Here is a 23,395-nt window from a genome sequence, read left to right on the forward strand (position 1 = left end):
CGCTGCCTACAACATGAAATTAAGAGTCGAAGAGAAGTAGAGAGTGATTAGCGCACTGCCACCAAAGGTTTTAGCTGCGCCCTGAAATTCCATAAATCCTTAGCGCTCCGAATCAGCATGTAACCAAGAATGATCAATCCCTCGGGCGATTGCCAGATGATGCTTAGGTCATTATTCGCGCCCGCGACCACAGCCAGCATACTCAGTAACAGCAAGCCTGAGACCAAGTGATTTGGATAGCCCATAGCACTGCCATTAAAGCGGTAAATGATATACGGGAACCATTTACCTAATGCCCACGCTAAGCAGCAAAGCGCCCCCACCAAAGACGTGGAAAAGAGCAACATAAGGCCGCAGTTTCGAGCCAGCTGCAGCAGTAGCATTGGAATCAAGCGGCCCTGGGTTGGTGTTCGGTTAAACCAATAAAACACGCCACGAACCGCCAACATAAACAATGCAAACGCGCACCAAACAGCCACCCAAGCCATCGTACCATTGACACCTATCGCGGCAGGTAGCCAGCTGACATCCATACTCGCCAAACCAGCTGCAGGTATCGCGATAAACAAGCCGCATAACCAGGCAAACCATGGTTTAAAGTTATCGCCATATTGGATGAATTCTGGCGCCACTCGGGGTTTTTCTTCGAGCTTTAACCCAAGAGTATCGTTTTCAAAATAGCCGGTTTCATAAATGGCAAAGAAAGCAATGATGAACAGCAACAAACTGACGGCCGCCTTGATGGGTGCAGAGCTGCCAACTGCAAAAGCGAGTAACATCAACACATAATCGTGACCAAGGATCACCCGAGAAATATATTTTTCGCGCGGCCGGTTCACTTTCTTTGTGAATAGCAGCGGCAACATTGGGCTGAGCCCGGCTTGAACAAATTCAGCATCGGGCCACTCGCACAATAATCCTTGCGTCGATTTCGCCAACAAATCATGGTCGAGCATACTATCGGTAATACAAATACTATTGCGCATAGCAAGCTCGCCCACCACATCAATAGTGGCTTGAGCCTTGCCCTTTCGTCTCAACGCAACGGCAGTGTCCAGTGTTGAAATCATCGACAATTTGAGGCGGCTATCAATAGCCGCCAATAGCGGCTCAACAATAAAGTCGAAACCATAGGAGACTACATGGATTTTTTCTGGCCCTTTGGCGAGCAAGGCGTCATACAAGGGTAAATTTAAATGCTTTTTGGCAATCTTAGGCGCTTGCTCCTGCCAGTTTTTGCGCGCCCATGGTAACACTGCCAAGACGACTTTTAAGCGCATCACCTCTCGGTAATACTCGCTGTTAGAGCCGCCATACCACTTCCATGGTTTTAGCACGTTCAACAACTGCAGGAGCATGGCAACGATGAACGATGGTTGAATGGATGCCAAGAATGTTTCTGTTGAATTGCGCAACCACAATGTTTCATCAAAATCGACCAGAGCAACACAGTCGTCATCGCGGCTGGCGACTTTGTGTAGCACCTCTGACGGCGAATGCTCAAACCTTTCCTTGGCTAATTGCTGCGATGTTTTCACTTCGGACGGTTCGGGTTTAGCTGAAGGCTGCATCATAGCGTTGTCCTCAATATGAAAAGTGACTCTATTTGTTAATTTTCCGAAGCAAAGCCATCTCATGACGAAACGACCAGATGTCTTTGAGTGCTCGCAAAGCTGCGTAGGAGATAATCAACAATCCATGGGCTGACAACACATCGGTTAAATCGCCGTTAGGCCCAACGGCCATTGACGCCAACATCAGCGTTAGTAAAAACATATTAATCAGATGATTCGGCATTCCCCGGCGACTGCCGCCAAAGCGGTAGACCACATACGGAAACCATTTAGATAGGCCGTGAGACAGGCAAAACAGCACACCAATTAACGACGTAGAAAACAAACACAAATAGCCACTTGTGCGAGCCAATTGCAGCAGTAACATGGGCACAATTCGGCCTTTTTCATGAATTCGATTAAACCAAGCAAACACCAATCGAACTGTTGCCATGAAGGCAACAAACACCAGCCAGATCTTCCACCATTCGCTAAATTGGTGACCTTCCATAAACGACAACGAAATATTGCTAACCTGAGTGGCTAGTAGCGAAGCTGGAACCGCGAGTATTAAGGCAAAGCCCCAAGCCGCTGCTGGCTTAAAATACTGCGCAAACATACGGTAGTTTTGTGACACCTTAGGCTTGGCTTCAAAGCAGAGCCCCAACCGGTCGTTCTCGAAATAGCCGATTTCATAAGCACTAAAATAAGCCAACACAAACAACAACAAACTGGCTGCGCACAGCAAGGGTTCTGGTGAAGCCAGCGCAAATACGAGCACCAGCGTTAGGTAGTCATGACCAATTACCGCCCGAGTAAAGTAACTTTCATTGGGGCGCTTCACTTTCTTGGTATAAACAAACGGTAGCATCGGCAACTGACCGGCTTCGCAGCTAATGCCATAAGCATCATCTAGCAACAGCTTGGTTGGCATGCTTGCTAATTGAGGCGGCAATAGCGAACTGCCGGCGATCAAAACATCAAAATTAGGCTGAGCTTTAGCTAGCTCTTGATCGCCCATAACCGACAACGCACTGGACTCGTGAGCAAGCGTTTTTTCAAACCGCGCTAAAACTGGCGTAACGATCCAGTCAGGCGATGTGGAATACAGTTGAAATTGGCCGCTGTGGGTTAATTGAAGTTGGCGTAAAATTGCAAGATTGAACCAATTATCAGGCTGTTGATTGACGTACGCGGCCCATTTTTGTTTCGCGTTGGGCTGTAACCACAGCGTATATTGAAGGCGGCGGCGATGCCGTTGTGCATCGGCGCGCTGCAACAACAAACCATAGCGAATCATATCGAGGCACTGCAGGATCATCGCAACAATAAAGCTAGGCTTGATGGTTTGAAGAAAACGTTCGATCAAATTGTGCTGACAGATCACGCCGTCGAACTCAACCAGTAACTTTTGGTTAGCCGGTAATTGTTTAATGTCCGCCAGCAAGGCTTCTTTCTGTCGATTTCCAGTTAATGTACCCAGCTCCTGCTGCTCTAGTTGCGAAGGCGCTTGAGTTAAATTCAGTGACAATGTTCGTTCCGTCATAGTCGTGCAATCCTTTAACAGCTTATTCTTGTTCTTACATCTTCTTGTTCTTACATCAATAGCCTCTGATATACATGCTCCTTACTACATAGCCAATTGAATTTATTTTAATCAGCATTCGTAAGCCAGCCACTTTAATTATTAGCCGATTAATCTTTTAACTATTTTAAATTTTAATGACACACAAAAAGTGAGCCAACTTAAAAGCAACCCTATTGCAACTGCATAAACCATGCTCAACGATTTAATTAACCACAAATCCCATCAATAGCACTCATAGCAAACGAACAACTAAACAAAAAGTCGGCCAGACATAAATCAACAGCAGCTAATTTAGCGATTGATAAATATCTATCATTAACAATAAAGTAGATAAGTGCTGAGTGGCGCACAGCAAGAATCATCGCCACGCGACGTTGGCATTAACGCTTATAGTAGAAAATGTTGTTTTTAATAAAACTTAGAATCTGAATATTAAAAACATCTTGCCAATTAACATTTAAATGCGCTGATATAGTTCAATAATTTAGTTAGTTCGCACCAAAAATGGACGAAAAATTACCGCATTAGTATATTCTGATATTATTCAGGCTGACGGCAGGAATATGTTCTTAGTCAAGATTTAGTGAATATAAAAATATGGACATGGTTATTTTATCAATATCAGCCATTTTCACTCTGGAGAGTCATCGATGACCGCATAGCAAAGGCAATCACTTTTGGCGATATCAGGGTTGGAGGTGATCATAAAACATTTCAGGCCAATACGATTCACCAACTCGTGGCCGCGAACTTCCAGCAACTCGTCAACTCGTTCATTGCCTTGGGCATCTGTGGCGTGGATGCATTGCAAGCCTGCTTGCTTTAGTTCCCCAATCACGGTGCCCTTTTCGATGCGGCCAAAGTTGAAGTGCTCCACATCAACAGGAAACGTCACATCAGCATCAACATTGCCATGGTCACCGTAAGCAATACTCGTATCCGGCGTTAGCGTAATTCGAATCGGATCGGTCAACACTTCTAAATTCCAATCATGGGGCGGCTCTTTTAGCACGTTGTCATAGCGAACAAAACGCACCAAACCATCCCAAGCTACCCGTGCAGATTCAGGATCAATAGCGCCACCACATTCGATCGTCACAATAGGCCGATCATCACGTGTTAGCTCCATGAGAGCACCGAGTTTATTGTCCGTTAATAGCAGTCTCTCGGTGAATAATGACGTCAGCGCAATATGCTGCTCGTCGTTGCGACTAGATACAGCAAAACTAGGCCCCGAGCCTGATGTGTTATGAACATCGAGCACTGCCTCAGGTTTAAGTTCATCTAACAGCTCAATGAGTGTTTGTGCGATGCGGCCTGGAACATCGTGAAATGGCCCATAAAAACAGCGATTCAAATCTCTCAAATGACTAAAATGGCGTGTCGACAAACGCGGCTCAGCTTTGGCCGCCTCAACGGCACCAATAAAGAAATAGCAATCAACCTCTGGCTGCTCGCCACTTTTTAACCATCGGTGCAGCGCCATCAAACCTGATGGTTCATTGCCATGCAACAAGGTTACAAACAAACGGCAGCGGCTGCTGTCTTTACCGCGTTGGCTAATTAAGGTTGGCTGCTTCAACTGCTCTAAAAAACTATCCACGCAATTGGCCACATGATCAGCTTGTGGCTCAGACCAGTGAAATAGAGAGGCATCATTCATCGTTTCATCCACCATGGGCTGGCCATTCGGCAACGGGCACATTGTCTTCGCTAAACGTCATGTATTGACGCAGCATTTTCTGTAGGGCTTGTTCGCGGGGCATTTGCTGCTCTAACGCTTTAACCGTTGCAAGCTGCCAACTCGCGCCGGTTTGCGCTGAATTTAACCGTGTTTTGATGCACCCCAGCCAATTGTCCGCTTCGGACGGTTCAACGCCTTCTCGACACAAACCATGATACGCCGCTGGCAATAACTGCTGCAGCAACTCCGTTACCGAGTAGTCTTTGAGCCCGCCACCACAGGGCTGCGGCCATACAATGCGCGCATCGAGGCCATATTGGGCTGCCCGATAAAAGTTATGCTTCGCGTACTTAAACGGTAATGCCGTGATCAGCTCATGGATCATTGGCTTTAGCCCTTCGGCTAAGCCAATTGCCAACGCCGCATTGGCAACCATATCTTTGGCTGAAGGCCCTGCCGGTAACGCGCGTAATTCGATTCGTAAATGACCTTGGTCCTGCGGATCATAGATTGCCCGATTCCAGCTCCACACTGTGCCGTGGTGAACACAAAGTTCGCGCAGTGTGGGCGCTTGACCGGACGATGCTGCTTGCGGCTCACACTCACTCAGTAAAGGTAGCAAGGGCGGGTATAGTTTTACGGACTCATCAAATAACTGATAAGCCCCACCGCTCAGCCAACCGTAGCCTAAATTAACCCGCGCTGGCTCCTGCCATTCACCTTGTAGGTGAACGCGCGGATCGGTCGACTGTTTAAACAGTGCAATTCGAGTTTCGTGCCACAACGCCTTCCCCAACAAAAAGGGCGAATTGCCAGCCACGGCCAATACCAGCGGCGTAATTAACTGAATCGCGTTATACGTATCGTTAAACTGCGAAGGCTCAACCCGATAATGAAACTGAAATGACGTGTTGGCGCCTTCTAATGTTAAGTCATTGATGTCTGAGGCTAAAGATTCAACGCCATGAATATTAATATGAAATGGCCTGCCTCGACGCTTGCAGATTTGCTCTGTCAGCGCATGATACCGCTCGGAGTCGGTCATTGAGTGAGGCCCTAAGTGACACTCGTTCAATGTCGGTAAAATACCGATCACGGCAACCTGAGCATCAAACTCCTGCGCTAATCGCTGTAAATTGAGCGACTTGAGAATGATTTGCTGCTCAATATTACTAAACGGCTTGCCACTAAATGGCGCTGGCGACAAATTGTATTCAAGATTGAATTGGTTAAATTCTTCGGTGAGTTGCGGATCTTGCGCGTGCTTTAACAGCTGTTGATTACAGCATTTCGGCGCACCATTGTTGTCGAGCAGGTAATATTCGAGTTCGGCGCCCACCGAATGAGGCCCAAGCCCCCAAGAAGGGTTGGCCATCAAGGCTTGTAAACTGGCCAGATTCTGTTCCAAGCGTTGGCTAAAGCGCTGGAAATTCTCTGGCGTAAATTGCTGATTTAAGAAGTGATGACCCAAGCTCACGTACCTGTCGGCAACTAACACCTAAAGTGTATGCCAATGGTGTGAACCTGCTTGGCTTCAACGCTAGATCTTTGATATCCGCAACACTCTAATATAAAAAAACCACCTCCTAAGAGGTGGTTTCATCGCTTTGAGTGGCATTCGTCAATAGGGCTTAATAGCCCGCACAATCGCTTTGGCTGCTGTGATCGCAACCATCTGAGCCAATGTAGCGCTGAGTCGAGTACTCATCGGTTGGCAGCGCCATTAAGCTTTCATTCGCTTCAGTTAGCATTTCTACATAACTAACAAAGCCTTGGGCATACTCGGTATAGGTATCCACAAAGTCACCGGCATCGTACACCACACCAAAAGTGTCATAACCATCGCGGCCCGAAGCAATAAAGTCATTGGTCACAACGGTATAGGTAGCGCTGGTGTCAATAGCCGCCCAGTCTCCGGCAACGCGAGAATTTACCTCAACATTGCTAATGCGGCTACCTTCTGCGGCGCTGGCGTCAACATCATAGCGCAAGCCTGACGCATACGGGTAAGAGCCGCTTGAGCCCGCATCATCCAAGGTGTTGGATAATGCATCTTCGAGCACAGTGATGATTTGCTGGCCGGTCATATCCAAAGTCACCAAGGTATTAGAGAACGGCAGCAAGGTGTAAGCATCGGCAATAGTGTAGTCACCAGCCGCCACATCAACACGCACGCCACCACCATTTTGAATGGCAATATCGGCGGTTGGTGTAACCATCAAGAATGCTTTGGCAACGATGTTAGAAATATCACTGCCCATGGCATAAGTTTCACTGGCATCACAAATCGTTGAACGACCCTGCCCAGGGAAACGCTCTAAGCATAAGTCTTCCGCGACTTGGCCTATCACGCTTTGCTCTAGCGATTCTTTTTGCTCATCAAACGCTGCAATCATGGCTGCGGTATTTTCGTTCGCAACCACCATGCGCATTTCTGGAACGGCTTCTAGCGCAGCAACCACCAGCGCTTCATCGGCAGCGTCAAGTACAGCCGAATCGTCTTCATTGTATTCATAACTGAAGGACTGCTCGATTGGCATCACAGGTGTACCGGCACAAGACTCAACCACGCCTTTTTTATCAAAGCTAACCTGCAGCTGCCCCATCAGGTGTGCATATTCCCAAGCTTGTACCACACAAACCGGCTCGCCATCGGCATTGGTTGTGATGGTTGGGTAGTCACCCTGAACGTTAAAGCCAACGTCGGCCAACGCATCAGATCCCAACAAGGTGTGCGAGTCACCGCCCACAATCACATCCACGCCGGCCAATGCTTGCGCCATCGATAAATCATTAGCGTATTGGTAATGCGTCACTAAGATAATCTTGTTCACGCCATCCAATTTCAGCTCATCGATATAACTTTGGGCGGTCTCAATTTCGTCAAGAAACTCTGTGCCGTCATCGGGTTGTGACGAGTTTTTGGTTTTATCGGCAATATCAATACCAATCAAACCAACTTTCTCGCCTTCAAATTGCAGGACTGTGTATGGCTGAATGTAACCATCGGCAATCGCCGAATCTTCATGAGGCACCACGTTCGCAGCCAAAACAGGTGTTTGGCACGAGCCTTCAGCAAGGTAATCTAGAAAGGTTGCCAAGCCAGCGTCGCCATCATCAAATTCATGGTTACCTAACGCAAAGGCATCAAAGCAGATGTCGTTCATCACATCGGCGTCGGCTTCACCTGCAAACAAGGTGTAATACAAAGTGCCTGTAATGGCATCACCAGCATGAATTTTAATTGGGTTTTCGGCCGCCGCAGCGAGATCATCAAACAGTGTTTTCATCATGGCGAAACCGCCATAATTAACAGCCACTTCAGTAACAGGATCACCAGCTTCGGTTGTGGCGCTTAAGCCCAAGGATGACACGTCATAATCAAAATCATCTGAAGAAATGTGCGAGTGATGATCATTAATGTGCAATAAGGTGACGTTAATAGCTTTGTCATTGTCGTCATTGCAGCCCATCAAAGCCGCAGAAACGAGGCCGGCTAACAGCAATTTACTGAATGTTTTCATGTTCCATCCTTGATAAATGTTCTAGGTGTTGTGGAGTACAGCGCCTATAACATGCAACTTCCGTGACATTTCGATGGCAGCGAGATTACTTGTAGATGAACAATATAAGACGACATGGCATTGAGAGGTGTTGCGCTAAAGCAGCTATCGCTCGGCGCAGACTCTCGTTGCGCGTTTTAACGACAAGAAAAACTGTCAGCTTACCCACCAATAAAACTTGCCATCGATCACATTGCTGTTTAGTGGTTCATGGTCGCGCTTAGGTTTATTTGGACCAACTGGTCGGATCTGATAGCTTCAATGTTCAATCACGTAACTGATACGGCCCTTTCATGACTTCCGGTACTCACTCAAACGCCAGCTCGAATTGCGTCAGTCTTACCATTTCAAATGGTATTGCCAGGGTTCAATTAAACCGCGCCGATAAACACAACGCGCTGGATATGGCGATGTTTTTGGCGATTGAGGGGGTTATTAAAACCATTAAATCTACACCATCGGTTCGGGTCGTGATTGTGTCTGGCCAGGGGCCAAGCTTTTGCTCCGGCATAGATATTAAGTCGCTGTTAAGTAGTGCTAAAAGTGCTATTCGTCTGCTGTGGAAATGGCTACCGGGTAACGCCAATTTGGCGCAACTCGTGAGTGTTGGCTGGCGCCGTCTACAGGTGCCAGTGATCATGGTACTCCATGGAAAGTGTTGGGGCGGCGGCATGCAAATCGCACTGGGCGGTGATTATCGTATTGCATCACCAGATTGCTCTCTTGCGATAATGGAAGCCCGTTGGGGGCTAATCCCAGACATGGGCGGCACACTGGCTCTTCGAGAATGTTTGAGCGCGGATCAAGCCATGAAGTTAGCGATGACAGCCACCCCAATAGAAGCCGAACAAGGTAAGCAACTTGGCCTTGTTACGGAAGTGGCCGACGACCCGATGCAAGCGGCAGAGGCCTTGGCAGATCAGCTATGCCAACGCTCACCGGATACCAACCGTACCGTGAAACGCTTATACCATCAGCTCTGGTGCCCACAAGAACGGCGCATATTAGCGCTCGAAACCATCAACCAAATCCGCATGATCAGCGGCAAAAACCAGCGTATTGCGGTGCGCCGAGAACAAGGTAAGACTGACGCTCAGTACCACCTTTAGTGTTGCGAATTAGCCTTTCTGTATGGCCCTTGGTAGTCAAACACGCGCATTTCTACGCGCCAATATTTGCGGTTCTGCTTCGCGATGACAAAATCTGGTGCAACTCGCTGCGGTATGTTCCCAGCGGCCAATTCGGCATTACTGTCATTGATTGCGTTGCCAGTGATCGTGCGACAGAATTCATGATGGAATAACCGCTGCTGGCTGGCGTTTGAAAAATCAAATTTGTCCGTCAGTTCGGCGCCATCTTCATCGTGATAAGTGACGACCAAAACATTGCCCTTAGCTTCTCCTGACATACCGGCGCAGCGGATCACCATGCGATCTTTAAGCTGAAGCGCTTTCTTTAGCTGTTCATCGGGGTCAATAAGGCGTTCGCCACATTGGTGGCATTGGCGTGCAGCAATGTCATTTTCCGCATTGCAGTGTCGGCATTGTTTAAACTGAAAGCGAAAGTCACATTGCACCCCTTGCACCAGCCCCTGACACCGGCGGCCATGGTGCTCAATGATGTCGCCATCGGCGTCTGTGGTTCCCCAGAAAAGATTAGCGAAACTACAACTAGGACATGGCACTTGCACTAATTCACTGTTGGGATTTGGCTTTGGTGTTCCAATTTCAGGCTGATAGAGATCATAGCCGTTGCCCGCGTAGTCAATCACCAGACAATCCGGTTTGTTTGGCGACAAGCGCAGACCACGTCCAACAATTTGTTGATACAAGCTAACCGACTCGGTACGCCGTAAAATGGCGATCATATCGACATGGGGCGCATCAAAACCAGTGGTGAGCACGGCAACATTCACCAAGTATTTAATCTGTTGCTGTTTAAACCGTGTGATTTGTAAGTCACGCTCGGCAGTCACTGTATTTCCGGTGATCAGCGCAGTTTGTTCGGCCGGCAAATAACTCGAAATTTCATGCGCATGGGCGACCGTTGCGGCAAAAATCATCACGCCTTTACGCGTTTGAGCAAGCGCCTCCACATGCTGGCAAATCGCTTGCGTGACACGTGGGCTTTTAGCGAGCATTTCATCAAGGTCGGCTTGCGTGTATGACGTCGGGAGCTGCTCCCATTGATAGCGTGCGGTTGGCGCATCCACCAGCGTCGGCGGGGTTAAATAACCACGTTTGATCAGCTGCCGGAGCGGTAGCTCGTAGATGCAACGACGAAATGGCAAAGCTTGTTCACTACGCACATGGCCATGATAGTGCTGCTGGTAAATCCAACCTTTGTCGAGCCGGTATGGTGTTGCGGTGAGGCCGAGCACTTTAAGCGTCGGATTTGCTTTACGAACATGGTTGATGACCTGCATATACTGACTGTCATCGTCGTCCGCAATGCGGTGACATTCATCGATGATGATAAGCGAATAATAACCGGTGAACGCATCAAGGTTTCTGACAATGGACTGAATGCTAGCAAAGGTAACGGCATGCTCAGTTTCTTTGCGGCCTAACCCAGCGGCGTAGATGCCGGATGACAATCCTAAACTTTTGAATTTTGCCTGATTTTGCGCCACCAGCTCTTTCACATGGGTCAACACCAATATGGGGAAGCGCGCCAGCCTCGCTAATTCGGCGATCACCAAGCTTTTGCCCGCCCCTGTCGGTAACACAATGACTGCGGCATCATCGTGTTGACGAAAATGGCTGAGCACCGCGTTGACGGCATCTTGCTGGTAATCTCGAAGTTTCATCATTCGTTGTGGTGAGCTAAGTATGATTGAACAAATTTAAGCGACGATACAAACAAAAACGCCCAACCGAGTTGGGCGTTTTCAATCAATAACAAACGATCCGTTAAGCAGGTAACTCAGCATTGTGATAAACGTTTTGCACATCATCACAATCTTCGAGCATGGCCATGAATTTCTCAAACGTCGCCACGTCGTCACCTTCAATAGCCGTATAGGTTTGTGGTACGAAGCTAATTTCTTCAACGTCAAATTCAATGCCTTCAAAGGCACCCGTTAATGCAGTTTTGACGTTATAAAATTCGTTGGCTGGCGCAAATACGGTGACTTTGCCATCTTCAACTTCAATGTCGTTGGCATCAGCATCTGCCATCATCAATGCTTCAAGGACGGTATCTTCGTCATCGCCATCAAAGACGAATACCGATAAGTGATCGAACATATGGGCAACGGCGCCCGGCGATCCAATTTTCGAGTCAGTCTTTTTAAAACACAGGCCAACTTCCATAAACGTACGCTTGCCGTTGTCAGTTAGGCAATCGATGATGACCATGCAGTTACCAGGACCAAAGCCTTCATAACGAGCCGTTTCGTAATTTTCATCGGCACCGCCTTGGGCTTTTTCAATCGCCCGCTCAATCACGTGGGTCGGTACTTGATCTTTCTTGGCGCCATCGATTAAGCGACGTAGCGATAAATTGCTGTCTGGGTCCGCGCCTCCATTTTTGGCACAGACATAAATCTCTTTGCCGTATTTGGAATAAACCTTGGTTTTCGCCGCTGCCGTTTTGGCCATTGATTCCTTGCGGTTTTGATACGCTCTACCCATGACTCTCGCTCTTTTAATCGATACAAAAAATGCTGGCGCGAATTCTAACGCGTAATCGCGCACAAGCGCTAGGCCCTGTTGGCGTTTACCCTGGGTTTTTGATGGCGCTTTGATGAAGCTCATGTCTCATGCATGAGGTCAACAAATGCTTATGCTCTGGATGGCGCTTTGGTTGGCGGTATAAGCGGCACGCGAATCGTGAATTCAACACCAGCGCCAACTTCGCTACTGGCATCAATAGTGCCGCCAAGCCGTTGATTCACAATGTTGTAAACAATATGAAGCCCAAGCCCGGTACCACCGGCTGTTCGTTGCGTGGTAAAGAATGGATCAAATATTTTAGGCAGCGTATTGGCATCGATACCACGGCCGTCATCTTTGTATCGGAGTAACAAGGTGTCGCCATGGATTTCGAATGCAATGCTGATGTGGTGCTGGTGTTGTCGCTTAAAACCATGCTTAAGCGAATTGATAATGAAGTTAGTAATAATTTGACTATAAGCGCTAGGGTAGCTGTTCAGCTGGACCGTTTTGTCTCCTGATAGGTCCACTGATATTTTGAATGACTTCAATTCGCCCTCAAGGCTACGAAGCAAACTTTCAATATAGCCGTAGAGCGTAAAGACTCGCTTTTGCTCGTCGTTCTGATCGGCTGCCACTTCTTTGAAATTGCGAATCAAATTAGCGGCACGGTGTAGATTGGTGATCACCATCTCGCCAGTTTGGAGGGTGCTTTCAACATAGTCATTCAAGTCTGTGCGAGTAAGTTTGCTGTCTTTTATTCGCTAATCGAGTTCAATGACTTGTTGCTCAAGCATGGTCGCTGCGGTCACAGCAACGCCTACTGGCGTATTGATTTCATGAGCAATGCCAGCCACCAACTGACCAAGTAGCGACATTTTTTCTACTTCCACCAGCTGCGCTTGAGTCGCCTTTAGCTGATGCATGGTGTGGTTCAACTCATTATTGGCGTTTTGTAATTCATATGTTCGATTCAGCACCCGCTGTTCAAGCTTGTGCTGATCTTCAACAATTCGCTGGGCCATTTGCTCTAACACATTGGCCATTTGTTGCAGTTCGCGAAACGGCAATTTTAACGATCGTTTGCTGTAGTCGGCGCCGGCATAGCTGGCTACCAGTTTATTGACGGAGTTGATCGGGTTCACCACGTAACGAGCCAACCAAAACGCAACAACACTTAAGACCAGAATCAACCCCACCACAATCAACCACAGCTCCAGCTGCAGATCATCAATGGTTTGAAGTGCTGCGGCCCGCTCAACACCCAACGTCCATACGATGGTATCCGTTGACTGACTAACACGCATTGGCACATCAATGACGATATAATCGTTCACCTCGGCCAGTTTTGACTCCGGCCGAATTAGGCTCTGATTGTCCATCATCAGATCTAAAATGACGATGTCCAACCCATCGCCATGAAGTAATCGTTTTTGAGCCTCTTCAATCAATGTATGCACGGGCAGAAGCACAACCATCGCCCCAACTAACTCATGCAGCTCCGCTTTGTCGACAGCAGATAACCATAACGGCGACATCACCATAAATAGGTGGTCACTACGCAGCTCTTTTACGTCTTCAACATCCTTATGTTGAATGTTGTAGATATCACTGAGTAGCGAAGCATTTTCAATATCGTTAATTTGAATCTTGGCTTGCTTAGAATCGTTAAAAAAATCGGTCAGTAGTGGCGTCATCGGTGCCATATCAAGCAAGCCAAGTGTTGTTGGTGTTGCTTCGACAGGCCACGCGAGGGAGTCCACCACCATGGCGCCAAAAACGGATGGGTGTAATTGAGTAAATCTGGCAAGTTTAATATTAGCTTTGGCGCCGAATGCGCCGGTATATGCGGAATAGATGACATCGGGATCGCTGCTGAGTTGTTCTGCCGCCGCGAGTAATAGCTCATAATCGCGTTTCACATCCAACGTCAGCAAGGTGGCATTTTTTTCAAGCGCAGCCATTGTTGACGCTTCCGACGCACTGCGAAAACGCTCAATGAGGTAGCTGGCAATTAATAAGCTCGGAACCAAAGCGCCCAACAAAATAACAGCGCTTAATGAGCCACGTAATGTTCGCATCCCTTCTAACATCTAGGCTCCTATTCAGTCATCCATATTGCCCAATGTTTGCCTACTTATTAGACTTTTTCAATTCATGTTCGGCAAATCGTTGCATCATATTGGTTGCTTGTTCAACGGTTCCATGACCGCTGATGTAGAGTTGAAACCCCTTACTCATCCCTAACCAACTAGCCGTTAATGCAGGTGTTGGCGGCACCGCCCAGCCTTGTTTCAATTGGGCCAGTGACGCTTTTTGATTATCGTCAGCGGTCGCCATAATTTGTTCAATCACCTGTTGATGAACCGGCAATAAGCTGAGTTCTTGGAAGAATCCAAGTTGTACCTGCTTTGATTGAATAAAGTGCACAAAATCCATCAAAGCGTCTGCATCAGGCCCGTTCGTTGAATCGGCAGGGAAAATCAACGCCATACCTGAATAAGCAGGCATCATTGAGTTGCCAGCAATACTTGGCAACACGCTAACGCCAAAGTTATCGCCTAACGCCTCAGCCATTTCGCCATAGGCCCAATCACCATTAATAACGTAGGCATATTGACCACTATTAAAATCATCGAACGCACATTTATAGTCGCATTTGGGATCAACTAGCCCCTTATCGGCAATGCGCTTGTAAAATTCCAGCCCTGCTCTCATTTCTGGCGTATCAAGGTTGATTTGATTATCGCTCACCGGAAACGCCCCAAATGCCGTCGCGAAAGCAGTAAACCAATACATTTCTTCGTACTTCCAGGCAATGGGTTCAATGCCTTGCGAACGCAATTCTTTCGCTTGCACCGCTAATTCCTGCCAGCTGGTCGCAGGCTGTTTTACATAACGTTTGTTATAAAACAGCATCAAATGATTGCCGCCCAGAATAGGAATTCCGTAGTGATTACCCGCTAAGGTGACAAGCGGCATTGCCGACGGGGTAATGCGACTGCCGAACCATTGGTCGCCCAACGGAGTTAGCTGCAACCGGTGGTAATCACCAATAAAGTCTGAAGGTACAATCGCCACATGGGGCGTATTACCTTCAATCACCCCGCGCAACAAAGAGGCTCGCAACTCACCCGTTGGCCGAAATGAAACGTGAACTTTAACGCCCGTAGCCGCCTCATATTGCTCAGCCAGTTTAGGAAGCCATTCGCGTCCTTCTTCTTTTTGGTGCCAAAGGCGCAATTCCGCCGCAACACTGGTTGCAACCATAAAAAATGCTACTAATCCGATAATTACGTTCACGTTTGCCTCACCTTGGCGCCCCCAGCAAGATCAAGTATAGAAAAAGAAACCGGTCCCACAGGTGGTCAAATCAATTTATGTGTTGTTTAACCAAAGATTTAGCCGTCATACTTAAACGCTAAGCCGATGCCATTAGCATCCCTGAATATCTTTAATCACGTTCGCTCTGAGACCCCATGCCTACGAATAGCAGCTCGACCTCAACCCTATTGATCATTGGCTATGTGTGGCCAGAGCCAAATTCATCAGCGGCTGGCGCCCGCATGATGCAACTTATCAAAAGCTTTCAAACGTCTGGTTATCGAGTGGTTTACGCCAGCCCTGCAGACCCTTCAGACCATGCAGTTGATCTTAAAACGATAGCCGTAGAGCCACTCAGCATTGCGCTCAATTGCTCGAGTTTTAATGAACAGGTGAAGGCCATACAGCCCGATGTAGTGATGTTTGATCGCTTCATGATGGAAGAGCAGTTTGGTTGGCGTGTGAGTCAGGAATTCCCAGCGGCGCTTCGCATTTTGGATATGGAAGATCTCCATAGCCTGCGCCATGCTCGCCACCAAGCGATCAAAAACGAACGCTGTGATGATGCGTTAGATCTCAACAGTGAATTGGCATTGCGGGAAGTTGCTTCGATTTATCGTTGCGATGTGTCTTTGGTGATCTCTTCCTACGAATATCAGTTGTTGCGCGACCGCTATCAGGTGCCAACCAGCCAGTTGCTGCTACTACCATTTATGGTGCCATTGGCGGGCGCTTCGCAAGGCCTGAGTTTTGAACAACGCCAGCACTTCGTTAGCATCGGCAATTTTCGCCATGCTCCCAATTGGGATGCAGTCCTTCAGTTGCGTCAGTTATGGCCAGCGATCCGCCAACAATGTCCCGGCGCCGAACTCCATATTTACGGCGCTTACCCGCCCAAAAAAGCAACCCAACTCGACAACCCTAAGCTTGGTTTTTGCATCAAAGGTTGGGCTAACAACGTCGCTGCGGTGATGCAACATGGCCGCGTCTTGTTAGCTCCACTCAGATTTGGTGCAGGCCTCAAGGGCAAATTACTTGACGCGATGCTTTATGGGCTGCCCAGTGTCACTACGCCAATTGGCGCCGAGGGCATGACCACAGAAGCGCCATGGCCAGGCGCAATTACCAGCAACGATCAAGACTTTATTGAGGCGGCTGTTGAGCTTTATAACGCTCAGCAACGCTGGCAACAGACTCGGCTCACCATTCCTGCGCATTTACAGCAATATGATGAACAATCCCTGTCGAACCGCCTGCAACAGCACGTTCAAGCGATTCGAAGCGATATTAACTCGCATCGGCAACGTCATTTCATCGGCGCCATGTTGCTACATCACTCCATGAAGAGCACGCAATACATGTCGCAATGGATAGAAGAAAAAAATCGCACAAAAACATAATGTTACAACATAACACTTGTCACGGTATATTCACCAAAGCGACGCAAATCCGCAACGGATTCGTCACAATTACCCCTTAGATTCTTTCCTGCTTGCAGATTTTGAGCAAATCAGATTACCAGCCGGGCTAACGCGCAAGTTCCCCCGCTGGCTTCTTAAATAACCAGGAAAGGTGAAACCATGTTGAAACAAAGCACTGCATTGTGCAGCTTGCTTGTGGCGGGGATGTGCACATCAGCAACAGCAGCTGTCTTACCCGAGTCACAAACCTCTAGCAGTTGGTACCAAGATGCCCAAACTCAAATTGCCGCTAAATTGGCACGGACACACAATGTTAAAGCCAAGAATGTGATTCTGTTTGTTGGCGATGGCATGGGCGTTTCAACCCTAACTGCTGCGCGTATCTTAGAAGGTCAAATGGCTGGTAACCTCGGTGAAGAAGGTTACTTGAGCTTTGAAACTTTCCCGTACACCGCGTTGGTCAAAACCTACAACGTCAATGCACAAACACCGGATTCAGCAGGCACCATGAGTGCCATGATGTCAGGTGCTAAAACAGATGTGGGCGTCATTGGTGTTGACGAAGACATTGAGCGCGGCGAATGTGCCACCGTAGCTGGCAACGAAATGATTACCGCGTTGGAGCTGGCCGAAATTAAAGGCCTGTCGACAGGCATCATCTCCACGGCTCGCATTACTCACGCAACACCGGCTGCAGCCTATGCCAAATCTGCCGACCGTAACTGGGAAGATATCTCCGATATGCCAGAAACGGGTGCCGAAGAATGCGAAGACATCGCCTCGCAACTGGTTAACTTTAAGACCAACCTAGAAGCACGCTTCCCGGGAGCTGAAGTCGACGGTATTGAAGTCGCCATGGGCGGCGGTCGTCGTCACTTCTTACCAAAAGATGAAATGTACAACAGTGCCGATGCTGTTAGCAGTGTTGAGGGTGACCGTACCGATGGTCGCGACCTAACGGCGGAATGGCAAGAAGCCTACCCTGCTGGCGCTTACGTGATGGATCAAGTTGGTTTTGACGCTATCAATGCCGCAGAAACAGAACGAGTGTTGGGCTTGTTCAACGAATCTCACATGCAGTATGAAGCCGATCGCGCCAACGATGTTGCCGGCGAGCCTTCGCTGTCAGAGATGACCAGCAAAGCTATCGACATTCTTGATAACAATGAAGACGGTTACTTCTTAATGGTTGAATCTGGCCGAATTGACCATGGCCACCATGCCGGTAGCGCCTATAACGCGTTAACCGACACCATTGAGTTTGCCAAAGCCGTTCAAGCGGCCGTCGATGCCACCAGCGATGAAGACACGCTGATCATTGTGACCGCTGACCACAGCCACGTATTCACTATTGCTGGCTATCCCAAACGTGGTAACCCAATTCTGGGTAAAGTCGTCTCAGTTGGTGAAACCGAGCCAGCTTTAGCGAGCGACGACATGCCATACACCACGTTGGGTTACACCAATGGTCGTGGTTTCCGCGACTTAGGCGACGAGACCGATGCCGATGCTACATACGGCTTAGACAACGCCAATGGCCGCCAAGACTTGACTGCAGTTAATACTGAAACTTCTGGTTTCCACCAAGAAGCGGTCATCCCATTGAGCTCAGAAACCCACGCTGGTGAAGATATTTCGCTGCACGCTATGGGCCCTGGTGCGCACTTAGCACAAGGCACCATTGAGCAAAATATTGTATTCCACCTGATCGATAACGCTCTCGGTCTGGTTTCAGAGTAAAGGAAGGATCCCAATGAAAAAGTTAATGTTAAGTGTGGCTATTGCTTCTGCTCTGGCACTGACCGGTTGTGACGGTGATGATGGCAAAGATGGCATCAACGGCACCAATGGAAGTAACGGCCAAACATCACTGATTAATTCAACTGATTTGGCCGCAGGTCACAGCGTTTGTTTAGGCGGTGGCGTGCAGTTTGATTCAGGTATTGATGACAATGCTGATGGTGCGTTGACCGACGATGAAATCGACGACACAAGTTATGCTTGTTTGCCATATGACGTTGCCGCGGAAGCTGAAATCACTGCGCTAACCGTCAACAACCCATGGTTTAAAGATGGCATGGCGTATATCGAAGGCGCCCTGAACACCGAGTACGATGCAGCCGTTTCTGCCTCCAATTATTCGACGGCTTCGGCCAACACCGCGCCCACCACAACCCGTAAAGCCAAGAACGTGATCTTGTTTGTTGGCGATGGCATGGGCATTTCTACCGTGACCGCGGCTCGCATTTTAGAAGGCCAAATGAACGGTGGTTTAGGTGAAGAAAACGTCTTGAGCTTCGGTGAATTCCAATTTGCCGGTTTAGCGAAAACCTACAACGTAGATGCTCAAACGCCCGATTCAGCAGGCACAATGACTGCCATGATGTCAGGTGTAAAAACCGACGTTGGCGTGATTGGTGTTGACGAAGACATCGAGCGTGGCGAATGTTCTACGGTTGATGGCAACGAGCTAGTGACAGCCCTTGAGTTGGCTGAAATTGCGGGCAAATCAACGGGCATCATTTCAACTGCACGCATCACTCACGCAACACCCGCGGCAACATATGCCAAGTCAGCCGATCGTAACTGGGAAGATATCTCTGATATGCCAGAAACGGGCGCCGAAGACTGCGAAGACATTGCATCACAATTGGTAAACTTTGAAGCCAACCTTGAAGCCCGTTATGACGGCCTTGATGTTGATGGTATCGAAGTTGCCATGGGTGGTGGCCGTCGTCACTTCTTGCCAAAAGACGCGACGTACAACTCGCCAGATGCAGTGAGCAGTACCGAAGGTGATCGCACTGACGGTCGCGACCTAACCGCCGAGTGGCAAGCCATGTACCCAACCGGCAGCTATGTTTACGATCAAACGGGTTTCGAGTCGGTTAACACGGCCAGCACGACCAAGCTTTTTGGTTTGTTTAACGAATCACACATGCAATATGAAGCGGATCGTCACAATGACGTTGCCGGTGAACCTTCGGTTGCAGACATGACTCGTACGGCCATTGAAATCCTCGACAACAACGATGACGGTTTCTTCCTGATGGTTGAATCAGGTCGTATTGACCACGGTCACCATGCGGGCAGCGCTTACAATGCTCTGACCGACACCATTGCCTTTGCTGACGCGGTGCAAGCTGCCGTCGAGATGACCAATGCCGACGAAACGCTGATCATTGTCACGGCCGACCACAGCCACGTGTTTACCATTGCAGGTTATCCAAAACGCGGTAACCCAATCTTGGGTAAAGTGGTTGCAGTGGGTGAAACCGCTCCAACAGAGGCATCCGATGGCACGCCTTACACCACATTGGGTTACACCAATGGACGCGGCTTCATGGACTTAGGCGATGAAACCAACGCCGATGCAGGTTATGGCATGGATATCAACGCCGGTCGTATGGATTTGACCGATGTAGATACCACCACATCAGGCTATCACCAGGAATCACTGGTACCAACCAGCTCAGAAACCCATGCGGGTGAAGATGTTGGTATTTATGCGAGTGGCCCTGGCGCATCGTTAGTGACGGGTACCAATGAGCAAAGCATCATTTTCCACATCATGGATTATGCCGCTGATCTCACGGCTGACGCAGAACAAATTGTTGAGTAACACCGCCCCAAACGGCGCATTCATGCGCTATTAGCGATAAAGCGCACCTGGCAGTTTGCCGGTGCGCTTACTTCGTTTTTCGGAGAGAGATCATGAACACCCGTAAAATTCCCACCACGCTTATCCCCATCGCTACCGTTATCAGCACCCTTGTTGTTGGTACAACGGCGTTGTCGCTTTCGTTCAACGCTCATGCGGGCATCGCCACCGAAGCTGCGAACTGCGTGCTCGATAAGCAACATTTGAGTGCCAACTACACGCTGACACGAACTTTTGATATTGGTCGTTCGCAAACCAAATCACTCACGCTTTGGCGCAATGCCAACGAAGTTGCTTTGCAATATCCGCAAGAAAAAATTACCGAAGTATGGACTCGTGGGCATGATGGTCGTAGCCGCCCAGTGCGCTACTTTGACCAATACCAGCGCGGCATTGAATACTTCCCAGACGAGGTCAAAAACAGTCGCTCAGAGCAAGTTTGGCAAACCAAATATCAGCTGATTGATGATGAGTTTCGTAGCTCAATGGCTTTAGTGGCCTCAACCGGCTCAGGTTGCCAACGAACAGAAACCTACGAGCTTAAAAAACAAGGCAAGATCTATCGGTTGGTATGGCAGCCACAATCACAATTGGTGGTTGAGTATCGAGAAAAAGCAATGAGCCAAGACTTTGTGATTAAGCTGCAAGAGGTGTCACAAGAAGATGACAAAATCGAGCAGTTTTTTGTTTCAAGGCAAGCTTATCAAACAACAGATTATGCCGATGTAGGTGATAACGAAAGTGATCCGTTTTTACGCAAGATGATGAACCTCGGCTTTGTTTCCCATGGTGCATCAGGCTTTTACAGCGCCGATGGCAAACCGCTCGGTGGTTCTGGCCACGCTCATTAATTGAGTCATCGCAAGCGCCGCCATTGTCAGCAATAAACAAGGTGGCGCTTAAGATTGACCGATGGCAGCAACAAAGTCGCGGATCTGGTGACACACCCAGCGGGGCTGATCTAACGGTAAATCGTGGCCCGCTTGAGGATGTGAGTGGACGGCAACTTGCCACCCCTGTCCCATAGCAATTGAACAGGCCGGATTGACCAAGCCATCAACTTCCCCGCGTAAAATCAACACATTATCCAAGGGCGCATGGCGAGGCCCTTGATAACCAGCAGCAGCCCATAACTGGCGCAACGAATTCACTAAGCTAGGCGCGCCCTCTTTGTCAAAACCAGCCCAGATCTGAGCAAGCGCGTTGTCATCAGCATGGTTGAATGACGTCCAACGCAGCACCCAAGACTCTCGCGCTAAACGAGGCTGGCATAACATCGCTAATGCACTTAGGTAACAGGCCGGACGCAAGCGATGATAAAACGGACTAAATCGGCGCAAGCTGGAATTAATCATGATTAGACCCGCCAGTTCATTAGGGTAACGCTGAGCCCAACAACTGCCGATCATGCCGCCCATGGAGATAGCGACAACAACAACTTGTTCACCTTGCTGAAGCGGTGCGATTTGGCTCCTTACATCATCCACCATGGCAGCCATTGAATGGGGCGACGGTTGCCGATAGCGTTGACCATTACCGGCCAAGTCGGGCGTTTCAATGAGCGCATCGGGCAACGTGGCCTGTAATCGGTTTGGAAAATAGCCCCAATGTCGGTGCTCACGTAAAAGCCCACGTAACAACACGATTCGAACTCCAGCCATTACTTAGCCGCTCCGTCATACCAAAGTTTTAATGCCGCGCGCGTATCTTTCGCTATTTGCTCAGGCTTGGTTTTCATCCAGTTATTGTGCCCTCTGGCAGCCATCATCAAAAAGTCGATCAGTGAATAATGACGGCGTAAGATTCGTGATTGGCGATGCGGTAATTCAGGGTGAAAGAGTCGGTGGTACCGCAGTAGTTGCCGTGGATTTTTCTTCACCCACAACCACGAGCCCATTTCTAAAGTCAGCGGCATAAACGTTGATTGCGGCTGCTGTTGCAAATTATGGTCATAAAGCAAGTCCCAAATATCACCATGGGTGGTATAGCTATGTGCCTGCGGCTCGACCTTATACAAGGTGTGATTAGGGAAGGTTTTTGCAAACAATCGATTGATTCGATACATCACATTCAAGTCACGAATAGGGCTCACGGAGCCTGCATAGGGAAACCACAATCGGTCGTTAAAACCAAAACCACTATGCATGTCTAAGGTGATGGTGAATGGCCGTTTATTAAGGTGCTGAATCATGTAGTCGTGAAGCGCCTGCAATTCTGGTTGCATTGGGCATTGTTTCTTTCCACGATACCAAGGTAAGTGACGTGATAGCCGATGGCCGCCCAGTAATTTCGGTACATGACTTGTCGCATCAATAGGCGCATTGCGCATCAAATCCACACCATTGGGGTTTGCGCGTTGGTTCAGATACATGCCGCCAGGGTTGGCAATGGGAATAATGAATAAATGAATGTGCTTGAGTTGTTCAGCCATCGATTCATCCCAGCGCAGGCGCATAATGAGGCTATGCAAATAAGCCAGCAGGACCTGAGTACCAATTCGCTCTACCCCATGAATACCACCAATCAACCCCAGCGATGGCGCATCAGGAGCGCGCGAACCCAGCTCTATGGCATGAATCGGCAACGCTTGGCCCTGATGGGGTATTTCCGTCAACACCCGAAAGCGAACGTCCGAGCCTGCGCGCGAAATTAAATGCTCCAGTTCAAACAACTCAGGCAAGTGGCGCTTTAATTGATACAAACGTTCTGATGCGATCGGCTCGTCCTTTCTGTTTTCATCGATGCTTTGTTCAATCGAATAAGTTTGATCGACTAGTGTAAAACGCAGAAATGACAGTTTTTATACCAAGCAATCAGTCCAGATGATTTGGTGAAGTTCGCCCCCGATGTGACCGTTAAGGCTTCTCTGATCTGGCTGCCGATGATCGACGCGCCTTTATGAAGTTCAGTTACGCTTGGATTAAGTAATCGCTACAGCCCATCAA

General features: G+C 48.6%; 17 protein-coding genes. 5 read left to right on the top strand and 12 right to left on the bottom strand.

Translation table 11 applies throughout. The annotated features are described in order from the left end of the window. Nucleotides 1-47: 47 nt before the first annotated feature. The 5 genes from K0504_RS10470 to nadN form a co-directional block, all read right to left on the bottom strand. Nucleotides 48-1,574 carry a haloacid dehalogenase-like hydrolase gene (locus tag K0504_RS10470; protein WP_220104140.1) on the bottom strand — a complete coding sequence of 509 codons (1,527 nt, stop codon included), beginning with the start codon at nucleotides 1,572-1,574 and terminating at the stop codon, nucleotides 48-50. Nucleotides 1,575-1,602: 28 nt separating this feature from the next. Beyond that, complete coding sequence (locus tag K0504_RS10475) at nucleotides 1,603-3,099, bottom strand: hypothetical protein (RefSeq protein WP_220104141.1); 1,497 nt, start codon at nucleotides 3,097-3,099, stop codon at nucleotides 1,603-1,605. A 673-nt stretch (nucleotides 3,100-3,772) separates the two neighbouring features. Beyond that, nucleotides 3,773-4,804, bottom strand: coding sequence for a M14 family metallopeptidase (locus K0504_RS10480; RefSeq protein WP_220104142.1), 1,032 nt, complete (start codon nucleotides 4,802-4,804; stop codon nucleotides 3,773-3,775). A gap of 4 nt (nucleotides 4,805-4,808) precedes the next feature. Then, complete coding sequence (locus K0504_RS10485; RefSeq protein ID WP_220104143.1) at nucleotides 4,809-6,296, bottom strand: glutamate--cysteine ligase; 1,488 nt, start codon at nucleotides 6,294-6,296, stop codon at nucleotides 4,809-4,811. 160 nt (nucleotides 6,297-6,456) lie between these two features. After that, entirely contained in the window at nucleotides 6,457-8,349 is a 1,893-nt protein-coding gene (gene nadN, locus K0504_RS10490) for an NAD nucleotidase (RefSeq protein ID WP_220104144.1), read from the bottom strand. Nucleotides 8,350-8,681: 332 nt separating this feature from the next. On the opposite strand from nadN, the gene K0504_RS10495 reads away from it, so the two are divergent. Further along, a complete protein-coding gene (locus K0504_RS10495) occupies nucleotides 8,682-9,497 on the top strand; it encodes a crotonase/enoyl-CoA hydratase family protein (RefSeq protein WP_220104145.1) in 816 nt (271 codons plus the stop codon). Here K0504_RS10495 and K0504_RS10500 read toward each other — a convergent pair. The 5 genes from K0504_RS10500 to K0504_RS10520 form a co-directional block, all read right to left on the bottom strand. After that, nucleotides 9,494-11,197 (bottom strand): DEAD/DEAH box helicase, encoded by a 1,704-nt coding sequence (locus K0504_RS10500; protein WP_220104187.1) that lies wholly within the window; start codon nucleotides 11,195-11,197, stop codon nucleotides 9,494-9,496. The genes K0504_RS10495 and K0504_RS10500 overlap by 4 nt on opposite strands. 103 nt (nucleotides 11,198-11,300) lie before the next feature. Then, the gene (locus K0504_RS10505) at nucleotides 11,301-12,023 is read right to left on the bottom strand and encodes a YebC/PmpR family DNA-binding transcriptional regulator (RefSeq protein WP_220104146.1); all 723 of its coding nucleotides are present in this window, start codon (nucleotides 12,021-12,023) and stop codon (nucleotides 11,301-11,303) included. A 149-nt stretch (nucleotides 12,024-12,172) separates the two neighbouring features. After that, on the bottom strand, nucleotides 12,173-12,775 hold the full coding sequence (locus tag K0504_RS10510; RefSeq protein ID WP_220104147.1) for a sensor histidine kinase: 603 nt from the start codon (nucleotides 12,773-12,775) through the stop codon (nucleotides 12,173-12,175). 33 nt (nucleotides 12,776-12,808) lie between these two features. After that, on the bottom strand, nucleotides 12,809-14,137 hold the full coding sequence (locus tag K0504_RS10515) for a sensor histidine kinase (protein WP_220104148.1): 1,329 nt from the start codon (nucleotides 14,135-14,137) through the stop codon (nucleotides 12,809-12,811). Between the two features lie 40 nt (nucleotides 14,138-14,177). Further along, a complete protein-coding gene (locus K0504_RS10520) occupies nucleotides 14,178-15,347 on the bottom strand; it encodes a sugar ABC transporter substrate-binding protein (RefSeq protein ID WP_220104149.1) in 1,170 nt (389 codons plus the stop codon). 176 nt (nucleotides 15,348-15,523) lie between these two features. Between K0504_RS10520 and K0504_RS10525 the strand changes: the two genes are divergently transcribed. From K0504_RS10525 to K0504_RS10540, 4 genes are all read left to right on the top strand, one after another. Beyond that, nucleotides 15,524-16,768 (top strand): glycosyltransferase, encoded by a 1,245-nt coding sequence (locus K0504_RS10525; protein WP_220104150.1) that lies wholly within the window; start codon nucleotides 15,524-15,526, stop codon nucleotides 16,766-16,768. Nucleotides 16,769-16,993: 225 nt separating this feature from the next. Continuing rightward, complete coding sequence (locus tag K0504_RS10530) at nucleotides 16,994-18,529, top strand: alkaline phosphatase (protein ID WP_404823002.1); 1,536 nt, start codon at nucleotides 16,994-16,996, stop codon at nucleotides 18,527-18,529. Between the two features lie 13 nt (nucleotides 18,530-18,542). Beyond that, on the top strand, nucleotides 18,543-20,411 hold the full coding sequence (locus tag K0504_RS10535) for an alkaline phosphatase (RefSeq protein WP_220104152.1): 1,869 nt from the start codon (nucleotides 18,543-18,545) through the stop codon (nucleotides 20,409-20,411). A gap of 92 nt (nucleotides 20,412-20,503) precedes the next feature. Further along, nucleotides 20,504-21,301 (top strand): hypothetical protein, encoded by a 798-nt coding sequence (locus K0504_RS10540; RefSeq protein ID WP_220104153.1) that lies wholly within the window; start codon nucleotides 20,504-20,506, stop codon nucleotides 21,299-21,301. A 48-nt stretch (nucleotides 21,302-21,349) separates the two neighbouring features. Here the strand turns inward: K0504_RS10540 and K0504_RS10545 are convergent, their stop codons facing one another. Continuing rightward, nucleotides 21,350-22,111: an alpha/beta fold hydrolase gene (locus K0504_RS10545; protein ID WP_220104154.1), complete on the bottom strand. Its 762-nt coding sequence runs from the start codon at nucleotides 22,109-22,111 to the stop codon at nucleotides 21,350-21,352. Continuing rightward, on the bottom strand, nucleotides 22,111-23,130 hold the full coding sequence (locus K0504_RS10550) for a M14 family zinc carboxypeptidase (protein WP_225918083.1): 1,020 nt from the start codon (nucleotides 23,128-23,130) through the stop codon (nucleotides 22,111-22,113). The genes K0504_RS10545 and K0504_RS10550 overlap by 1 nt, the downstream gene beginning before the upstream one ends. Nucleotides 23,131-23,395: the final 265 nt, after the last annotated feature.

This window comes from Neiella holothuriorum, assembly GCF_019457915.1.
Lineage (GTDB): Bacteria > Pseudomonadota > Gammaproteobacteria > Enterobacterales > Neiellaceae > Neiella > Neiella holothuriorum.